This is a genomic window from Nakamurella lactea DSM 19367, assembly GCF_000426645.1.
Classification (GTDB): domain Bacteria; phylum Actinomycetota; class Actinomycetes; order Mycobacteriales; family Nakamurellaceae; genus Nakamurella; species Nakamurella lactea.
Window position 1 is genome coordinate 55662 of the sequence record NZ_AUFT01000001.1, and the last position, 17607, is coordinate 73268.

Here is a 17607-nt window from a genome sequence, read left to right on the forward strand (position 1 = left end):
CGGTGGACGTGGACGACGGACCCAACAATGATGACCGTTTCGTTCCCATAACGCTGGCGAATTGGCCCTATCATTGGCATTGTGTTCCGTAATGACCAATGGAACAGCGGGAGCTAGCCTTGTATCCACCGGAGCAGTTGCGAACCCTGCTGGCCATCGCCGGCACGCTGAGCTTCACCAGAGCCGCTGAACAGCTCGGACTGCGTCAACCGACTGTGTCCCAACACATCCGCAAACTCGAAGAAGCGGTGGGGCGACCGCTGGTCAGCCGGGACACCCGCTCGGTCTCGCTGACCGCAGACGGCGAGGCGATGGCCGGATTCGCCCGCAGCATCCTGTCGGTGCAGGACGAGGCAGTGGCCTATTTCACCGGATCGGGGCTGCGGGGCCGGCTGCGGTTCGGCGTCTCCGACGATCTCGCACTCACCGCCCTGCCCAGCATCCTGCGCGAGTTCCGCCGGCTGTACCCGCAGATCAACCTGGAGCTGACGGTCGGCCAGAGTGCGTTCCTGCACCGCCGGCTGGAGGCCGGCCACCTCGACGTGGCGTTCGTGAAACACGATCCCGGAGATCCGCTGGCGACCGTGGTCCGGCGGGACCGGCTGGTCTGGTCGGCAGCCGATGGCACTCCCATCGATCCGGCCCATCCGATCCCGCTGGTGGTCTATCAGGCGCCGAGCCTGAGCCGTTCGCTCGGCGTCCGGGCCTTGGAATCGGCCGGGATCCCGTTCCGGATCACCTGCACGGTGCGCGGGGTGAACGGTGTGCTGGCCGCCGTCCGGGCCGGTCTCGGGGTGTCGATCTTCGCCCGCACCCTGGCGCCGTCCGACCTGGTCGAACTGCCGCCGGCGGTCGGGCTGCCCGACCTCGGCGAGATCGACTTCGTGTTGCTCACCGGCCCGCGGGCGCCGGCGGAGCCGGCGAAGGCGCTCACCACGGCGATCCTGGGCAGCAGCCGACCGTTGGCGCCCGGCCCGCCGATCGTCACACGATCAGCGCGATGACCACCACGACGACAACGACAACGACGATCGCGGCGATCAGCAGGAGAAGCTTCTTGGTCCGATCGTCGCGACCCTGCGCGACCTCGGCCGACAGGTCCTCAGCGACGAAACGCCGGAACTGCTGCGTAGCGGCAATCGGGTCTTCGTGCGGCGCGCGGCCGGGATCGGTCATGGGTCCATCTCACACCACCAACGGCACTCAGGGAAACTCGAACGGCGCAGCCGGCCGCGGATTCCGGGGCAGGATGTGCGGATGGACATGGAGCTCGCGGCCCGGATGCTGGAGGTGGTCGGCTCGATTCCGCCCGGACGGGTCTGCACCTACGGTGATGTGGCGGCGGCAGCCGGATCGCCGTCACCGCGGCTGGCCGGGCGGGTACTGGCCGAGCTGTCCGACGACGACACCCCCTGGTACCGGGTGCTGCGGGCGAACGGAACGTTCGCGCCGCACGTCGCCGCCCGGCAGGCGGAACTGCTGCGCGCGGAGGGCGTCGAGGTGACCGGAGATCGGATCAGCCTGCGCAGCTATCGGTACCGCCCCTGATCGGATCCGCCGGTTCCGTCGCCCTGCGACGAGCCGCCGCCCGTCGCCGGCGCCGTCGCCGTGCGTGGAGTTTTCCACCCGCTCACAGTTGTGCACAGCCAGGTTCGGTTTTTCCGGCTGACCTCCCGCTGCGCTGTTGGCTGCTGGGATGACGACAACAGCACGCGAGGAAGCCATCTCCGTCACCGAATCGGTCGACCTGATCCCGATGGTGCCGCATCTGCTGGGCTTCGCCCCGCAGCAGAGCCTGGTGGTGATGTGTTTCCGCGGCAAACGACTCGGGCCGGTGATGCGGGTCGATCTGCCACCGGCCGAGTCCGCCGCCGACATATCCGAATACCTTGCACTACAGGCACAACAACACGGCGACCGAGTGGTCGTACTGGCGTATTCCGACCGGAAGGAGGCGTCGGCCATCCTGCGGGTACTGCTGGACCGGATGCTCGAGGACCTCCCGGTGATCGACGCCGCCGTGGTCGCCGGCAACCGGGTTTCGTTCCTGCCGGATCCGCGCGGCAGGGTCGCCGATCCTGTTCAGCTGCCGTCCACCGGGCCGGCCGCCCAGCGGCTGGCGGCGGAGTCGGCCTGGCACGGCCGCGGGGTACTACCCACTCGGCAGGCGGTCGCCGCCAGCATCGCGCCGCCGACCGCCGATGGTCTGCGGCGCGGGGAACAGGCGATCGCGGCGGCCCGCGACGAGCTGGCACCGCTCGCACTGCGGTCCCTGCAGTGGCTGGCCGCCCGCGCGGACATCACGCTCGACCTGTCCCTGGCCGCAATGGACCGCGACTGCCGGGTGCCCGCGAACTGCGCGGCCGGGCTGGCCCTGCTGGCGCAGACGCCGGCCGTCCGGGATCTGATGATCGCCGCGATGCTCGGTGAACGTCACCGGCCGTGGGTGCCGATGCTGGTCGACGCACTCGCCCAGCTGCCGGCCGAGGAGTCGATTGACCTGTCGGTGATGTTGGCGGTGATGGCCTATCGCGCCGGCGACGGCGCGCTCGGCCAGATCGCCGTGGATCGCGCGGTGCGGGTCGATCCGGAGCACCGGCTGGCCGGACTGATGCTGGCCATCATGGAGGCCGGTCTGCCGCCGAGCGGCCTCGACGATCTCGCCGGTCTGGCTGCCCCCGCCAGCTGGCCGCTCGATGACGAGTGGGGCCAGGAGCTGGACGACGAATGGGACGACGAATGGGACGAGGAGTGGGACGGGCGGTGGAACGGAAGGTCGGCTGACGAATCGGATCAGGAAGCCAACTGATCCTGCAACACCTCGGCCGCCGACAGGATCTCCACCAATGACTCGGCGGTGGACCGCGGGTGGGCCAGGCTCACACCCAGTCGGAACAGCAGCGCCCGGCGCAGCATCTCGGGCCAGTCCGGCCGCTCCGCATTCTCCTGCACCAGGTCGGTCGTCGCCCCACCCCAGGAGATGGCGTCCACCACGATCACCGCGGCGGCCCACTCCGGCGGCCGCCAGTACGGGGTGACATCGACGACGGCCGGCGGGGCCGAGGCAGCGAACAGCACGTTGCCGAACATGTCGCCGTGCACCACCTGCGCGGTGGCCGTCACCGGTCGACGACCGGCAGCGAGTTCGGCGAACAGGTTGGCCCCGTGTCCGTCGCCGAGGCGGCCCTGGACGTCCTCGATCTCGCCCCAGGCGAGTCGATCCGCCCAGGAGTAGAGGTCGTCCCGATCCGCCAGGAACCTGGGCTGTGGAACCCCGGCCAGGGCGGAATGGAGACGATCGGCTGCCTGCAGCACCTCTTCGTAGCGGTCCTCGGGACGGCCGGCGACGAACCGTTGCGCCGTCCAGCCGCCGACCACCCAACGGCCGTCCGAGGACCGAACCGGACGGGCCAGCCGGATCCCGGCGATCTGCAGTTGTTCGAAGGTTGACGCGATCCAGGCCGCCTCCGCGGTACTGGCTGCCGGCTTGAGGACGGTGTCGCCGCAGCGCCAGGTCGTACCCTGCCCGCCGGCCAACAGTTCGGGTTCGGCGCTGGCGACGCCGAAGGCGGCGCGCACGTGCTCGGCAGGCGGGTTGGTCACACCTGCGGACGCTACCGGTCCCGCGCAGCCGAGCGGGCCAGCACCGGGCCGTGTCGCCGGATCCGGCCGGATCCGGCGGTACTCAGTACCTGGTCAGGCCGGGGTCGACCTGGTCCATCCAGGCCAGGATGCCGCCCCGCAGGTGGCGCGCGTCGGCGAATCCGGCCCGGTGCAGGACGGCCAGCGACTGCGCCGACCGGCCGCCGCTCTTGCAGTGCAGCACGATCGGTCGTCCCCGCGGCAGCCCGGCCAACGCCGCACCGGAAAGAATGTCGTCATTGCGGATCGGAATCGCACCCTCGATCGCGGCGATCGCCCGTTCCGCCGGTTCCCGGACATCGATCAGGGTGAGTGCGACGCCGGTGTCGAGCAGGTCCTTGAGTTCGGCCGCACCGATCTCGGCGGCCGGGTCAACACTCACCGCGGCCCCTGTCCCGCAGAACGCCTGGTAGTCGATCAGCCCGGTGACCGGCTCCCCCTGCGGGTCCCGCTGGACCCGGACCGTCCGGAAGGTCATGTCCAGCGCGTCGTACATCAGGATGCGGCCGACCAGCGGATCGCCGATACCGCAGATGAGCTTCACCGCCTCGGTACCCATCACCGAGCCGACCGTCGCGCACAGCAGACCCAGGACACCGGCCTCCGCGCAGCTCGGGACCGTTCCGGGCGCCGGCGGCACCGGGTAGACATCGCGATAGTGCGGGCCGTGTTCGGACCAGAAGACGCTGACCTGACCCTCGAAGCGCAGGATCGAACCCCAGACGTACGGCAGCCCGGTCAGCACGCAGGCGTCGTTCAGCAGGTATCGGGTGGCGAAGTTGTCGGTGCCGTCAAGCACCAGGTGATAGTCGGCGATCAGGTCCAGCACGGAGTCGCTGTCGACCCGGACCCGGTGCTGTACCACTGTGACGAGCGGGTTCACCCGGGCGATCGCCGCTGCCGCCGACTCGGTCTTCGGCCGCCCCACGTCGTCCGCGCCGTGGATCACCTGGCGCTGCAGGTTGGACAGCTCCACCACATCGTCGTCGACCACCCCGATGGTCCCGACCCCGGCCGCCGCCAGGTAGGTGAGCGCCGGCGCCCCCAGGCCACCGGCACCGACCACCAGCACCCTGGCATTGCCCAGCCGCCGTTGGCCGAGGTGACCGATGTCGGGGATCAGCAGATGCCGTGAATATCGCTCGATCTCCGCGGGCGACAACTCGGCTCCGGGTTCGACCAGCGGTGGCAGGCTCACCACACCAGTGTGCGCCGGCTCAGCCACCGCTTCCGCGCGGGTACGGGAACGCATTGAACCGGCACACCCGGTGATCGGCGGCCACCGATTGCGGATCCAGCAGATGCAGCTCGTCGTTCGAGGTGGAGAACGACTGCTGCATCATCACCGGCGCCAGTCCGCCGTTCTCGGTGCAGAACTGGTGCCCGAACCCGAGCGCGTGTCCGACCTCGTGATTCACCGCGTAGACCCGGTACAGCCCGAGGTCGCCGTTGAACGACACCGCCCCACGGGTCCAGCGCGCGTTGTTGATCATCACCCGACCGACCGTGCGGTTGTAGCAGGAGGCCTCCAGTGGAGTGCTGTAACCACACAGCGACGGATCACGGATGGTCATCTGCGACGTCAGCGAGACCCGGAAGCTCGGCGTGCCGGAGTCGACCCGTTGCAGGGTGAACTGCCCACCCGCGATCCACGACCGCTGATCGGCCAGGGCTGCGTCCACGGCCTCGGCGAACTCCTTGTCGGCGGCCGCCGACTGGATTCCGTCCTCGACCTCGACCGAGTAGGTGAACTTCTCCGGACCGGTACCAACCGGTTTCCCGGTCCCCTTCACCACATGCCAGCTGCCCTTGCCGGTGGCGACGAACGAGCCGCCGGGTGGCAATGCGCCGGACTTCACCTGGCTGGCGAACTTGCCGTTCGGATTCGGCGCGGTGGACAGCGTGGTGTTCGTCTCCAGCGACGGAGCCGGCACCGAATCGTCGGTCGGCACCGCCCCGGCCGCACCGCCGGTCGAGGCGGCGGTGCTCGGCGCGGCCGTGCTGACCACCGTGGTGGTCGGTCCGACGGTGACCGTCGCCGGCGCATCCGCGGCGACGGTGGGTGCGGTCCCAGATGCAGTGTCGACGGCCGGCGCCCTGAGGGCCTGGACGATCACCACAACGGTCAACGCGACCAGCACCGGTAGCGCGTAGGCCCGCCAGCCGTAATGGTGGAAGAACCAGCCGACCGCGCTACGCCGGCGGACCCGCCGATTGCCGGGTGGGACAGCACTGTTGGGCCCGGCAGTGCCGCCCGGTGGTGCAGTGCCGCCCGGTGGAACAGTGCCGCCCGGTGGAACAGTGCCGCCCGCGCCGTCCCCTGGCGTAGCGCCGCCGTGGCCCTGGCGGTGGACGCGGCTGTCGTCGCGGTCGGCGACCGGCTGTCGTTGCGGGCGACGGTGCGGTCGATCGGCCGGTGACCTGACCGCCGACGGGTCCGGTACCGGCGTCCAGCTGGCCTTGAGCGGCTGCGGTCCACGCTGGTGACCCTCGTCGGCGTCGCCGTCCCACAGTGCCGATCGCCCGACGGGTCGTCCGCTGCCGCCGGAACTGAAGCCGGTCCGGCGGGCGACCGCGGTGCCGGTGACCACCCCAGGGTCGGTGTCGCTCTCGACTCCTGGCGATGGACTGGCGCGCCGTCGTCGCGGGTCGGATCCGGGGCGTGTCACGAGGACGAGGGTGCCACAGCCGTGGCCGACGTTCCGGGCGGCGCGCCCGATCCGGTCCGCCGGGGATCGGCTCCCGGCACGTCGACGGCAGTCTCGGCGTCCTGCCACAGGGCGAGCACGGCCCTGGCCGTCGCCGTCGGCTGTTCCATCATCGACACGTGGCCGGTGTCGGCCAGGATCAGCAGCCTGCTGTCGCTGAAGGCGGCCGCCGTCGGCACCGCCAGCTTGGCATCGACCAGCCGATCCTTGGCACCCCAGATCACCAGGGTCGGTACCGCGACGCGCGCGGCCGCCGCCCGGAACGACCACGGCCCCGGTCGCAGATAGCTGCGCATCAGCGAACGCAGCGACTGCACCGTCGAGCTGTGCACCCACGGCAGGCCGTACCGCCAGCCGAGGTCGTCCGCCGCAATTCTCAGATCATCGTCGGTGAGCACCGACGGATCGCCGTAACACAGCGCGGCCATCCCCTGCGCCCTGGCCAACGGGCCGACCGAGGCCAGCCGTCGGACCGCTGCCGGCATGGTTCCGGGGGCCAGCAGCAGGGCGAGCCGCGGGTCGGCCCCGCGATCCTGGGTCAGCCGCAGGTCGGGGACCGCCGGGGAGATCAGCGACATCGTCGCGACCTGCTCGGGATGGCGAGCGGCCAGGGCCGTGCAGACCATCCCGCCGAGCGAGTTTCCCACCAGGTGTACCGGCCGATCCGGGGCGAGCTGCCGCAGCAGCCCACTCAGCACCTCGGCGTCGTCGAGCAGCGAGTACCGCTCCCTCGGCGGCGGGTCACTGCGGCCGAAGCCAGGCAGGTCGAGGCTGAAGCCTCGGGTGTGTCCGGCCAGCAAGGTGGCCAGTGAGTCGAAATTGGTCGACGACCCGGCAAGCCCGTGCACGTACAGGGTGACCGGTAGGGACTCGTCCACCGGTCCGCCGTCGGCCGCCGGGATCTCCCGGACGTAGACCCCGCGATCGTCCACCGACAGAAATCGGCCGGCCGCCGGCGGAGCCGCGACCGGCGGCTCGACCGGCAACTGGTCCTGTGCTGCCCTGGCGTTCGAGGCGGCCACCAGGTAGCCGCGATCGGGAGCCGGCGGCATCGGCCAGGGGGTGCTCACCCGTCCATGGTGCCAACCACTGGCCGGCCGGTGCTGCCGAATCGGGGTGTCCGTGCACACAACCGGTGCTGTTCGCAGCCTGGGACTTGTCCACCCAGCTGGATCTGTCCACACCGGGATCGCCGGTCGCGGCGGCGGCGATCCCGCTGCGCCACCATCGCAGAGGTACGGACCGGAACGGAGGACGGACTCATGGACGTGGACACCACCGCAGTGCGGGCGATCGGTGCGGAGCTGGAGATGATCGCGCTGGGTTGGGCGGGCGCCACCATGGCCGGCGAACCGGTCGCCGGACTGCAGGGATCGTTCGGTACGAGTCCGCAGGGCACGGAACTGGCCGAGAGCCTGCGCACCTTCACCCGCAGAGCGCAATCCGCGCTGCGCGACCTCTCTACCCGGGTAGCGGCCGCCGGTCGGGCATTCGGCGTCACGGCCGCCCGGTTCGAGTCCACCGAGGAGTCGCTGTCCAGGAGCCGCCGATGATGCCCGAACTGCACCCGCACCTGCGGAGCTGGACCGGTACCTACACCTCCCACCCCTATCCGCACGACACTGCCGTCACCATCGGCAATCTGCAGCCGGACCAACTGGCGGCCGCGGCCGGCATCCTGATCGGCCTGAGCCCGGTGCTGCACGACGGCTATTTCGACGTCGACCGGCAGGCGGCGCTGGCCGCCGCGGCCTGGTCGGCGCCCGAGCCGGTGTCCCATCTGCGGGCGCTCGCTACCGCCACCGAACGCGCGGCGGACACCATCGATCGGCTGCGGGATGCGCTGCTACCGGCGATCGACGTGTTCCGGCAGGCGCAGTCCGGCGCCGCCGCGGCCATCACCTGGGCCAACACTGCCACCGACTGGACGCAGAACTACGTCGCCACCGGTACCCCGGAAGCGAACCTGCGGATCTCGATCTGTCGGGCGCTGAAGCAGTCGCTGGACGGACTGCGTGCGCCGGTGGAATCGGCGATGGCCGACCTTGCCGGCGTCATCCACCTCGATCCCCAGGACGGCTTCGAGACGCTGCCGGTGGCCGGTGGGCTCGCACCCCCGCAGGCCCCGACCGCCACCGATCGGGTGGCACGGAACAACCTGGAGCAGCTCGGCGCCGACCTGGTATCCCCGGACCGACGGCTCCGCGCGTTCGCCGCCGGAGTGCTGGCCGGGGTACACCGGGCAGGCGGCGCCGACGGTGCCCGGTTGCTGATCTACGACCCCGCCGCCTTCGGCGGTCAGGGGCGGGCGGCGATCGCGGTGGGCGACCTGGCCGCGGCAGATCACCTGGCCGTTCTGACCCCCGGCATCGGCAACTCCCCCGACGAAATGGGCGACACCGCCGTCACCGCCAGGAGCCTGATCGCCCAGGCGGAACGGGTCGCCCCCGGGGAGAGCACCGCCGTCGTGCTGTGGTTCGGGTACGACATCCCGTTGTCCGACCGCACCGGGAGCCCCGCCGGCTGGCTGAACGACGCCTTCGCGGCCGCCGATGACGACGCCGCCCGCGCCGGGGCGGCGCTGCTGGCCGACGACACCAGGTGGATCGCGCGGCTGGCCGCGCCCGATGCCACGGTGACGATGATCGGCCACTCGATGGGCTCGACCACTACCTCGGAAGCGGCCCTCTCACCGCTCCCGGTGGACAACATCGTGCTCCTGGGGTCGCCCGGCGCCGGTCACGGTGTGACGACCGCCGACGACTACCAGGGCGTGACACGGGAGAACGTCTTCGTGTTGTCCCACCCGGCCGACCCCGTCACCCGGACCGAGACCGACATCGGCGCGGTACTGCTCGACGGTCCGCGTACCTCGTCACCGTTCGGTCCCGATCCGGCGGACTCGAGCTTCGGGGCGCAGGTGATCGACGCCCCGTCGACCGCGAACGCGCTGCAGATCGACGGCATGGGTCCGAACATCCTGGCCGAGCACAGCATCACCAACTACCTGACCGGTCCCGCCGGGACCGCGGTTGCCGCCGTGATCACCGGTCGAACCGGCCGGGTTCCACGCAAGCCGGGGCGGTGACACGGCAGGATGAGTGGGTGGACGTACTCGATGAGGCCGCCGTTGCCGACTACTACCGGGAGGTCGCCGCGACGCTCGCCGCGCACCTGGCCGGACGGCGGATCCACGCCGGCGGCTGGACCTCAGGTCAGCAGGCGATGCGGGATCAGCCGCATGGTCCCGCCGATATCGCCGCCGCTGTCGATGCCGGGGCCCGTTGGTTCGCCTGGGAGACGGCCGGCGACATCGGCAGTGTCCAACTCACCCCCGGTGACGGCGCCGACGTCGCTACCGCGGCCACCGCCGCGCTGGCGCTGATCGAATCCATCCAGGCCGCCGGCGGGATCACCGTTCCGGCCACTGACGGTCAGGGCGGTCTGCTGGTATTCGTCACCGGTCCGGCCGATCTCGATCCGCTGCTGGCCGAACTCGCCGAACGCGCGCCCGAGATCGCCACCATCGACAGTGCCGGCTCCGACGGCCGGGTCTGGCTGTCCGTCGCCGCCGGCGGCTCGTTGGTTCCCGCGCCGTACAGCCTGGTCGATTCGGCCGACGGCACCGGGATGGTGCTGCCACTGTCTGCCGACGAGTTGGCCGCGGTCACCGCCGGGATGCCGTTGGATCCGGCACCCGACGAGGTCGCCGGCCGGTTGGCGTCCCAGGGCGACCTGGCCGCTGCCCTGCTCGGTCACTGACCCGCGGCTGCGCCGACACCCGGCACAACGCTGCGGGCCGGCGCTACGGGTGCACGCGGTGCCCACACCGACGTGTTGACACGGAGCATTCGGGCGGCCGGTGACACGCCCCGGCCCGAACGCCACGTAGGGTCGGACGCTGAGATGCCCGAGTCCGGCCGGTGGAAGGGATGGTGCCCGCGATGGCGAATCCGGGGCGGGGCGGTCGGCTCTCCCGCGACGACCGACGTGCTCAGCTGCTGGCAGCGGCGCGTTCGGTGTTCGTCGAACAGGGCTATCACGCCGCCGCCATGGACGACATCGCCGAGCGGGCCGGCGTCAGCAAACCGGTTCTTTACCAACACTTTCCATCGAAACTCGAGCTGTACCAGGCGCTGCTGGACGAGTCCGCGAACGACATGGTGGCCAGGGTACGGGCGGCCTTGGCGGCGACCGAGGACAACCACGACCGGGTGCACCGCACCATCGAGGCGTACTACGAATTCGTGGCCGGCGACGATCAGGCGTACCGGCTGATCTTCGAGTCCGATCTGCGCGGGCAGCCGGACGTACAGGCCGCCGTCGACCGGGCCATCGACGGTTGTCTGGACGCGCTCACGGAGACCATCACCCAGGACACCGGCGTGGACAGCACCCACAGCCGGCTGCTGGCATCGGCACTGGTCGGTCTGTCCCAGGTAAGTGCGCGGTACTGGCTGTCGCAGGGCGCCCAGATTCCGCGGGCCGCGGCCGTCGATCTGTTGTCGACGCTGGCCTGGCGGGGAATCTCCGGGTTCCCCCGTCAGAGCTAGGAGCCGAACCCGACCCGACGGCTGTCCGACTGACCGATCTCGACGTAGGCGATCTTGGCTGTCGGGATCATCAGCCGCTTGCCCTTCTCGTCGATGAGCACCAGGGTGCCGTCGGCATCCTTCAACGCCTCGGTCACCTGCGCCTCGATCTCCTCGGGCTCGGACGCCGACGTGACCAACAACTCGCGGCCACTGTCCGCAACACCGATCTTGACCTCCACGCGAACCCCTTCACTTCTCATCAGACGAATCTTCCGTCGGCCGCTACCGCCAGCCACTTCACCAGGCTAGTCCAGCCGTCGACGTCACCGCCCCGGGCTTCACCGACGGCGAAATGCAGCCGGCCCGCGGCAGCTCAGAACAACCGCCCGCTGGGGTCGTCAACCCCGCGCATCACGTCGTAGTCCAGCACCACGCAGCGGATCCCGCGATCCTCGGCGAGGGTTCTGGCCTGTGGCTTGATCTGTTGCGCAGCAAAGACTCCGGCCACCGGGGCAAGCAGCGGATCACGACCGAGCAGCTCCAGATACCTGGTCAACTGCTCGACGCCGTCGATCTCCCCGCGCCGCTTGATCTCTACCGCGACCACCGCGCCCGCGGCATCGCGGACCAGCAGGTCGACGGGCCCGATCGGGGTCGGATGCTCGCGCCGGATCAGCGTGTAGCCATCTCCGAGCACCTCGACCTGTTCGGCCAGCAGCTTCTGCAGGTGCGCCTCGACGCCGTCCTTCACCAGGCCGGGATCGGCGCCCAGCTCGTGACTGCTGTCGTGCAGGATCTCCTCGATCGTGATGATCAGCTTCTCCCCCGCCTTGTTCTCCACCTCCCACCGATCATCGGTGGCGGTCAGCCGGCAGGGCGGACTCATCCAGTTCAATGGCTTGTAGGCCCGGTCGTCGGCATGCACCGACACCGAACCGTCGGCCTTGACCAACAACAACCGGGGCGCCATCGGCAGATGAGCGGTCAACCGACCGACGTAGTCCACCGAGCACCGAGCCACTACGAGACGCACCGCGTCACCCTATCGGTCCGTCCGGCCGGGCCGACGCACCGTCAGTCCGGCCATTCGGGTTGGCGCTTCTCCAGGAAGGCAGCCATCCCCTCCCTGGCCCCGGCGGTCTGCGCCGCCGCGGCCATCGCCTCGGCGGCAATTCGATAGGCATCGTCCTCGGGCCGGTCGAGTTGGGCGTACAGCACCCGTTTTCCCCAGGCCCTGGACGTGGCGCTGCCCCTGGTCGCCCGCCCGAGCAGCTCGTCCACCGCGTCATCCAGCTCCGCCAGTGGCACCACCCGATTCACCAGACCCCACGCCAGTGCGGTGTCGGCATCGATCACGTCGCCGGTCAAGGCCATCTCCATCAGCCGCTTACGACCGATGCTCCTGGCCACCGGCACCGACGGCGTGTGGCAGAACCAGCCGCCCTTGCCCCCCGGCAGCGCGAAGCCGGCGGTGTCGGCCGCGACGGCCAGATCGGCCGAGGCCACCAACTGGCAACCGGCCGCCGTTGCCAGCGCCTGCACCCTGGCGATCACCACCTGTGGCATCGAGTGCATCCGCACCATGACGCTCTCGCACAGGGCCAGCAGTTCCCGCACCCCCACCGCGTCGCGGGCCGCCACATCGGCGAAGTCGTGTCCGGCCGAGAACGCCGGCCCCTCGGCGGCCAGCACCACGCCGGTGGCCGGCGTCGCCGCCACCTGGTCAAGGGCGGCCAGCAGTTCCCGCAACATGATCTCGGACAAGGCGTTGCGGCGCTTCGGGTTCGCCAGGGTGATTCGCGCGGTCGGGCCGTCGGTCGCCAGCCGCAGGAGTTCGTCGGTCATGCAGCCGAGGGTAGGCGGTGCGGTCGTCAGGCCGGGGCCAGTACGGCCCACCCGTTTTCGGGCAGCGTCAATTCGGTCCCCGGGCCGCCGCGGATCTCACCGCTGCCGGCGATCAGCCGCAGGCCGGCCGGGACCGGTACCGCCGCCGGCGCCGCCGCGATGTTCAGTGCCACCACCAGTTCGGTGCTGCTCGCCGCCGGATCGCCGCTGCGGTAGACCAGTTGCTCGTTCGCGGTGTGCAGGATCTCCGGTCGCGCGCGATGCAGCCAGCGGTGACGGCGGCGCAGGCCGAGCAACTCCTGGTGCAGCCGGAAGTTCGGCTCACCCAACGGCGACAGCTCGGCCGGGGAATCCGGGAACGCCGGACGCACCTCGTCGTCGCCGCCGACCCGCTCGTACTTGACGCCGCGGAACGACTGTTCGTCGCCCGCGTAGATGCTGGGGGTGCCGCCGAGGGTGGCCAGCACCACGACGGTATGCGCCAGGTGGGCAGGCTCCGCCAACCGACTGGCCAGCCTCGTCACGTCGTGGTTGCCGACGAACGTCTGCGGCACAAAGGATTCCAGGAATTCTGCATGCCGCTGCACGGCCCAGGCCAGCTCGAACAGGTTGGCGTCGTTGATCGAACTCCAGATCGCCTTCCACAGCTCGTACTGGGTCACCGAGTCCAGGCCGGACTCGGCCACGTAGCCGGCGTAGTCGCCGTGGATCATCTCGCCGAACAGGTAAGCGTCCGGGAAGTCGGCGCGCACGGCCCCGATCACCCCTCGCCAGAACCGCGCCGGGACTGCGTACGCGGCGTCCAACCGCCAGCCGTCCGCGCCGCGGGCCAGCCAGTACGTCATCACCTCGGTGACCAGCTTCGCCACCGCCGGTGACGAATGATCCAGGGTGACCAAACCCTGGTGCCCCTCGAAGGTGGCGAACCCGCGGTCCGCGCCGCTGCCATCGGCGACGAACCAGTCGGCGTGCGGCGCACCGGCGCCACGCGCGAGCACCTCGGCGAACGCCGGATGCCCACGCCCGACGTGATTGAACACCCCGTCCAGCACCACCCGTAGCCCGCGGCGACGGCACTGCCCGACCAACTCGTCGAAATCGGCGTCGTCGCCGAGTCGCGGGTCGATCCGGAAGTGATCGACGGTGTCGTAGCCGTGGGTCTGCGCGGCGAAGATCGGGCCGAGCAGCAGCCCGGAGGCGCCGAGCTCGACGGCATAGTCCAACCAGTCGACGATCCGCGGCAGCCGGTGGGTTGGCCGCTGGTCTGCCGGCACCGGCCGATCCGGGCGGATCTCGGCACCGACGAATCCCAACGGGTAGAGCTGCCAGAAGATCGCATCGTCCACCCAGCCCGTCATCCTCGGGAGCCTACCGACGGACCGGGACGGGGGCCCGGTCCGTCAGGCCCCCGGTCGGCCGGGCAGGATGGGCTGGTGCCAGACGACTCGCAGGGCCGGGAACGGCCCACAGCCGCCGGTACTGCCACCGCGCCGGCGGAGCTCCGCTGCTCCCAGGCGAGCCGCGCCCTGGCGAACGACCCGGCCGGCTCCAGCAGCGACTTCGACTCGTTCCTGCTGCTCACCGAGCCCGGCTCGTGGAGTCGCACGGCGGCCGACGACGCGGCCGATGCCCAACTCGATCCCGCGGCAGCCGCATGGGTTCGCAACAACCGCGACGGGCTGCGGCCGTTCGCAATTCGGCCGGTTGAGGGGCGGCGGACCGCCGACCGCGACCGTTTCCTGGCCGGCCGGGTCGGTGACGGCGACGACCTGCGCTGCTTCACGGCGCCGCCATCGGTGCCGGAGTTGACCGCACTCACCCTCGGCCGTCCGGTCGGCGATCCGGTCGAGGGGCCGTTGGTCGGGATCTGCACGAACGGCAGCCGGGACCGGTGCTGCGCGATCGCCGGCCGGCCGATCGCCCAACAGGCACTGGCCATCCTCGGCGGGCAGCAGGTCGTCGAGATCAGCCACCTCGGCGGACATCGGTTCGCCGGCACCATGGTCGTGCTGCCCTGGGGATACTCCTACGGGTTCCTGGACCCCGACAGCGCGGTCGCGGTCCTGCAGGACGTCGCCGACGGGCTGGTGCACCCCACTCACCTGCGCGGCCGGGCCACCCTGTCCCCGGCGGCCCAGGCCGCGGAGATCCATTGGCGACGCGAGCTGGGTGCGGCGCCGCCGGATGCGGTCTCCGTCATCGGCGAACGGGCCGAGGATGACGTCACCGTCGTGTCCGGCACCGTCGACGGTCGACCGGAGAGCCTGCGGATGCGCTACCGGGATGGCGCCAAGGTGACGCAGACCGCTTGCGGCGGAAAACCTTTCGGCACCGGTACCTGGCTCGCCGGGTAACCGACCTGGCCACCGGAGGACCCGGGTCAGCCGACCCGTTCGATTTCGGCGCCGAGCGCGACCATGTCCGGCACGAAGTGCGGGTACCCCCGGTCGATGTGCCAGACCTCGTTCACCTCGGTCACCCCGTCGGCCGCCAGGCCGGCCAGCACCAGGCCGGCGCCGGCCCGGATGTCGGTGGCCCAGACCGGAGCGCTGGACAGCGTCTGCCGACCCCGGATGGACGCGTGATGCCCGTCGATCCGGGCATCGGCCCCCATCCGCACCAGTTCGTCGATGAACCGGAACCGCGCCTCGAACACGTTCTCGGTGATCATCGAGTGCCCGTCGGCCACCGCGGCCAAGGTCAGCGCCATCGGCTGCAGGTCGGTCGGGAAGCCCGGATACGGCAGCGTGATGAAGTCGACGGCCCGCGGGCGCTCGTCCAGCTGAACGGTGAACCCGTCTTCCTGCGGCGTCACCGTCGCCCCGGCACCGGCGAGCCGCTCCAGCGACGCGGTCAGGTGCTGCATCGCCGCGCCGCGGACCCGCACCCGTCCCCTGGTGAGCGCCGCCGCATATGCCCAGGTGCCCGCCACCATCCGGTCACCGATGGTCCGATGCTCGGTCGGCCGCAACACGTCGACACCCTCGATCGTGATGGTGCTGGTGCCGGCACCGCTGATCTTCGCGCCCATCTGCCCGAGCATGTCCGCGAGATCGACGATCTCGGGCTCGCGGGCGACGTTGTCGATCACGGTGGTGCCCTTGGCCAGCACCGCCGCCATCATGATGTTCTCGGTGGCGCCGACGCTCGGGAATTCCAGCACAACGGAGGCACCGATCAACTGGTCGGCCTCGCCGACCACCGCCCCGTGCTCGATCCGCATCCGCGCCCCCAGCGCCTGCAGCCCGGCCTGGTGCATGTCCAGCGGCCTGGACCCGATGGCGTCGCCGCCGGGCAGGGCGACCGTGGCCCGATGGCAACGGCCCATCAGCGGGCCCAGCACGCACACCGACGCCCGGAACCGGCTCACCGCGGGGAAGTCCGCGGCTGACGACAATTCCGCCGGCGTCGTCACGCTCACCCTGCCGTCCGCGATCTCGACCGTGCAGCCCAGGCCGGTCAGCACGTCGGCCATCAGCGGCACGTCCAGGATGTCCGGGCAGTTGGTGATCACGCTGGTGCCCTCGGCCAGCAGCGTGGCGGCCATCAGCTTCAGCACGCTGTTCTTCGCGCCCTCGACGGTCACCTCCCCGTCAAGTCGCGCCCCACCGGTCACCCGGAAACACTCACTCACCGCATGCCCACCAGGTGGGACGCCGTCATCGGTACGCAGGTCACAGGGTCGGATCGGTCGTCTCCGCGCTCGCTACCGGCCGGCCCCGGTAGCTGTGCTCCCGGACCCGTTTCCTTCACTCTCTGTCGGCTCACAGGCAGCAACTCTATCGGCCCGGCGGCACCCGTATCGTTGCCCCATGGCCGTACACCTGACCCGCATCTACACCCGGACCGGCGACGACGGCAGCACCGGACTCTCCGATTTCTCCCGGGTGTCGAAGACCGATCCGCGACTGGTCGCGTACGCCGACTGCGACGAGACCAATGCCGTGATCGGCGTGTTGCTGGCGATCGGCTCCCCCGGCGACGATGTCGCAGCGGTGCTGGGCAGGATCCAGAACGAGTTGTTCGACGTTGGCGCCGACCTGGCGACCCCGGTGGTGGCCGAGCCGGAGTATCCGCCGCTGCGGGTGACCCAGGACTACATCGACCGGCTGGAAGCCGAGTGCGACGACTACAACGAACGGCTGACCAAGCTCGATTCCTTCATCCTGCCGGGTGGGACCCCGGCGGCCGCCCTGCTGCACCAGGCCAGGACGGTGGCCAGGCGGGCCGAGCGCAGCGCCTGGGCGCAGCTCGGCGTTGACCCCGAGGGAACGAACGTGCTGACGGCGAAGTATCTGAACCGACTGTCCGATCTGCTGTTCATCCTGGCCAGGGTGGCCAACCCCGGCGGCGACGTGAAGTGGGTGCCCGGCGGCCAGCGGTGACCTCGTCAGCCCCGGGACAAGTGCGCTACGGCCGGCGTTGCGGGGTTGTCCGGGCCTAGCGACCCAGCATCGGCCCGCGGAAGCCCGAGGGCGCCGATTCCAACCAGGACCGCAGGCCGGTGAGTGCGTCCTCGCTCATCGCCAGTTCCAGGTCGGCGCCGGCGTCGCGACACCGGACGATCACCGATTCCGGCGGCAGCAGGTCCGGCTCGGTGCCCTGCGCCGGACGGCGCTCGCCGAGCACCAGATCGTGCCGGTCCAGCGATCTGCTGGCCATCGGCAGGATGGAGAAGGCCCGGAACAGCTCGAGCGACTCGCCGGAGAATCGTCCCTGGCCCAGGACCCAGCCACCGGAGCGCCGCGGGTCGGAACGCCAGGACATGTCGATCCCGCCCGACCGGGCGAGGGTGGTCCGGCGCACCGCGACCAGCGCGATCACCAGCACCACTGCAACCAGCAGCCCCAACGCGACGAACTCGATGGGGGTCATGG

The 17607-nt window shown here is 70.6% G+C and carries 20 protein-coding genes; 9 read left to right on the forward strand and 11 right to left on the reverse strand.

The features are described from left to right. Window positions 1-119: 119 nt before the first annotated feature. On the forward strand, window positions 120-1004 hold the full coding sequence (locus tag K340_RS0100270) for a LysR substrate-binding domain-containing protein (RefSeq protein WP_029135226.1): 885 nt from the start codon (window positions 120-122) through the stop codon (window positions 1002-1004). On the opposite strand, the gene K340_RS0100275 is transcribed toward K340_RS0100270, so the two are convergent. Then, on the reverse strand, window positions 985-1176 hold the full coding sequence (locus K340_RS0100275; protein ID WP_029135227.1) for a hypothetical protein: 192 nt from the start codon (window positions 1174-1176) through the stop codon (window positions 985-987). The two genes, K340_RS0100270 and K340_RS0100275, sit on opposite strands and share 20 nt — an antisense overlap. 81 nt (window positions 1177-1257) lie before the next feature. Between K340_RS0100275 and K340_RS0100280 the strand changes: the two genes are divergently transcribed. Next, on the forward strand, window positions 1258-1548 hold the full coding sequence (locus K340_RS0100280) for an MGMT family protein (protein WP_029135228.1): 291 nt from the start codon (window positions 1258-1260) through the stop codon (window positions 1546-1548). Between the two features lie 148 nt (window positions 1549-1696). After that, window positions 1697-2809: a DUF4192 domain-containing protein gene (locus tag K340_RS0100285; RefSeq protein WP_029135229.1), complete on the forward strand. Its 1113-nt coding sequence runs from the start codon at window positions 1697-1699 to the stop codon at window positions 2807-2809. Here the strand turns inward: K340_RS0100285 and K340_RS0100290 are convergent. The 4 genes from K340_RS0100290 to K340_RS26430 all read right to left on the reverse strand — a co-directional run bounded on the left by K340_RS0100290 (window position 2794) and on the right by K340_RS26430 (window position 7420). After that, window positions 2794-3603, reverse strand: coding sequence for a TIGR02569 family protein (locus K340_RS0100290; RefSeq protein ID WP_084613897.1), 810 nt, complete (start codon window positions 3601-3603; stop codon window positions 2794-2796). The genes K340_RS0100285 and K340_RS0100290 overlap by 16 nt on opposite strands. An 82-nt stretch (window positions 3604-3685) precedes the next feature. After that, entirely contained in the window at window positions 3686-4840 is a 1155-nt protein-coding gene (gene moeB / locus K340_RS0100295) for a molybdopterin-synthase adenylyltransferase MoeB (RefSeq protein WP_029135231.1), read from the reverse strand. A 19-nt stretch (window positions 4841-4859) separates the two neighbouring features. Continuing rightward, window positions 4860-6311, reverse strand: a complete 1452-nt coding sequence (locus K340_RS36515; protein ID WP_211229190.1) for a DUF3152 domain-containing protein — start codon at window positions 6309-6311, stop codon at window positions 4860-4862. Continuing rightward, window positions 6308-7420, reverse strand: coding sequence for an alpha/beta fold hydrolase (locus K340_RS26430; protein WP_051264677.1), 1113 nt, complete (start codon window positions 7418-7420; stop codon window positions 6308-6310). Before K340_RS26430 ends, K340_RS36515 begins: the two co-directional genes overlap by 4 nt. Window positions 7421-7612: 192 nt before the next feature. Between K340_RS26430 and K340_RS0100310 the strand changes: the two genes are divergently transcribed. The 4 genes from K340_RS0100310 to K340_RS0100325 all read left to right on the forward strand — a co-directional run bounded on the left by K340_RS0100310 (window position 7613) and on the right by K340_RS0100325 (window position 10903). Beyond that, on the forward strand, window positions 7613-7903 hold the full coding sequence (locus K340_RS0100310; RefSeq protein ID WP_029135232.1) for a hypothetical protein: 291 nt from the start codon (window positions 7613-7615) through the stop codon (window positions 7901-7903). Beyond that, on the forward strand, window positions 7900-9438 hold the full coding sequence (locus K340_RS0100315) for an alpha/beta fold hydrolase (RefSeq protein ID WP_084613898.1): 1539 nt from the start codon (window positions 7900-7902) through the stop codon (window positions 9436-9438). The genes K340_RS0100310 and K340_RS0100315 overlap by 4 nt, the downstream gene beginning before the upstream one ends. A gap of 17 nt (window positions 9439-9455) precedes the next feature. Then, a complete protein-coding gene (locus K340_RS0100320; protein WP_154673975.1) occupies window positions 9456-10112 on the forward strand; it encodes a hypothetical protein in 657 nt (218 codons plus the stop codon). Window positions 10113-10294: 182 nt separating this feature from the next. Then, window positions 10295-10903: a TetR/AcrR family transcriptional regulator gene (locus tag K340_RS0100325; RefSeq protein ID WP_084613966.1), complete on the forward strand. Its 609-nt coding sequence runs from the start codon at window positions 10295-10297 to the stop codon at window positions 10901-10903. On the opposite strand, the gene K340_RS0100330 is transcribed toward K340_RS0100325, so the two are convergent. The 4 genes from K340_RS0100330 to K340_RS0100345 form a co-directional block, all read right to left on the reverse strand. Then, entirely contained in the window at window positions 10900-11124 is a 225-nt protein-coding gene (locus K340_RS0100330) for a DUF3107 domain-containing protein (protein WP_029135236.1), read from the reverse strand. The genes K340_RS0100325 and K340_RS0100330 overlap by 4 nt on opposite strands. A gap of 134 nt (window positions 11125-11258) precedes the next feature. After that, window positions 11259-11918, reverse strand: a complete 660-nt coding sequence (nucS, locus tag K340_RS0100335) for an endonuclease NucS (RefSeq protein ID WP_029135237.1) — start codon at window positions 11916-11918, stop codon at window positions 11259-11261. A gap of 41 nt (window positions 11919-11959) precedes the next feature. Further along, window positions 11960-12730 (reverse strand): enoyl-CoA hydratase-related protein, encoded by a 771-nt coding sequence (locus K340_RS0100340; RefSeq protein ID WP_029135238.1) that lies wholly within the window; start codon window positions 12728-12730, stop codon window positions 11960-11962. A gap of 26 nt (window positions 12731-12756) precedes the next feature. Then, entirely contained in the window at window positions 12757-14088 is a 1332-nt protein-coding gene (locus tag K340_RS0100345) for an alpha-amylase family protein (protein ID WP_029135239.1), read from the reverse strand. A gap of 75 nt (window positions 14089-14163) precedes the next feature. On the opposite strand from K340_RS0100345, the gene K340_RS33635 reads away from it, so the two are divergent. Then, the gene (locus K340_RS33635; protein WP_029135240.1) at window positions 14164-15084 is read left to right on the forward strand and encodes a sucrase ferredoxin; all 921 of its coding nucleotides are present in this window, start codon (window positions 14164-14166) and stop codon (window positions 15082-15084) included. 26 nt (window positions 15085-15110) lie between these two features. On the opposite strand, the gene murA is transcribed toward K340_RS33635, so the two are convergent. Then, window positions 15111-16364, reverse strand: a complete 1254-nt coding sequence (murA, locus tag K340_RS0100355; RefSeq protein ID WP_029135241.1) for a UDP-N-acetylglucosamine 1-carboxyvinyltransferase — start codon at window positions 16362-16364, stop codon at window positions 15111-15113. A gap of 178 nt (window positions 16365-16542) precedes the next feature. On the opposite strand from murA, the gene K340_RS0100360 reads away from it, so the two are divergent. Further along, the gene (locus K340_RS0100360; protein ID WP_029135242.1) at window positions 16543-17115 is read left to right on the forward strand and encodes a cob(I)yrinic acid a,c-diamide adenosyltransferase; all 573 of its coding nucleotides are present in this window, start codon (window positions 16543-16545) and stop codon (window positions 17113-17115) included. Window positions 17116-17170: 55 nt separating this feature from the next. Here K340_RS0100360 and K340_RS0100365 read toward each other — a convergent pair whose 3' ends face one another. Next, window positions 17171-17605, reverse strand: a complete 435-nt coding sequence (locus K340_RS0100365) for a DUF2550 domain-containing protein (protein WP_029135243.1) — start codon at window positions 17603-17605, stop codon at window positions 17171-17173. Window positions 17606-17607: the final 2 nt, after the last annotated feature.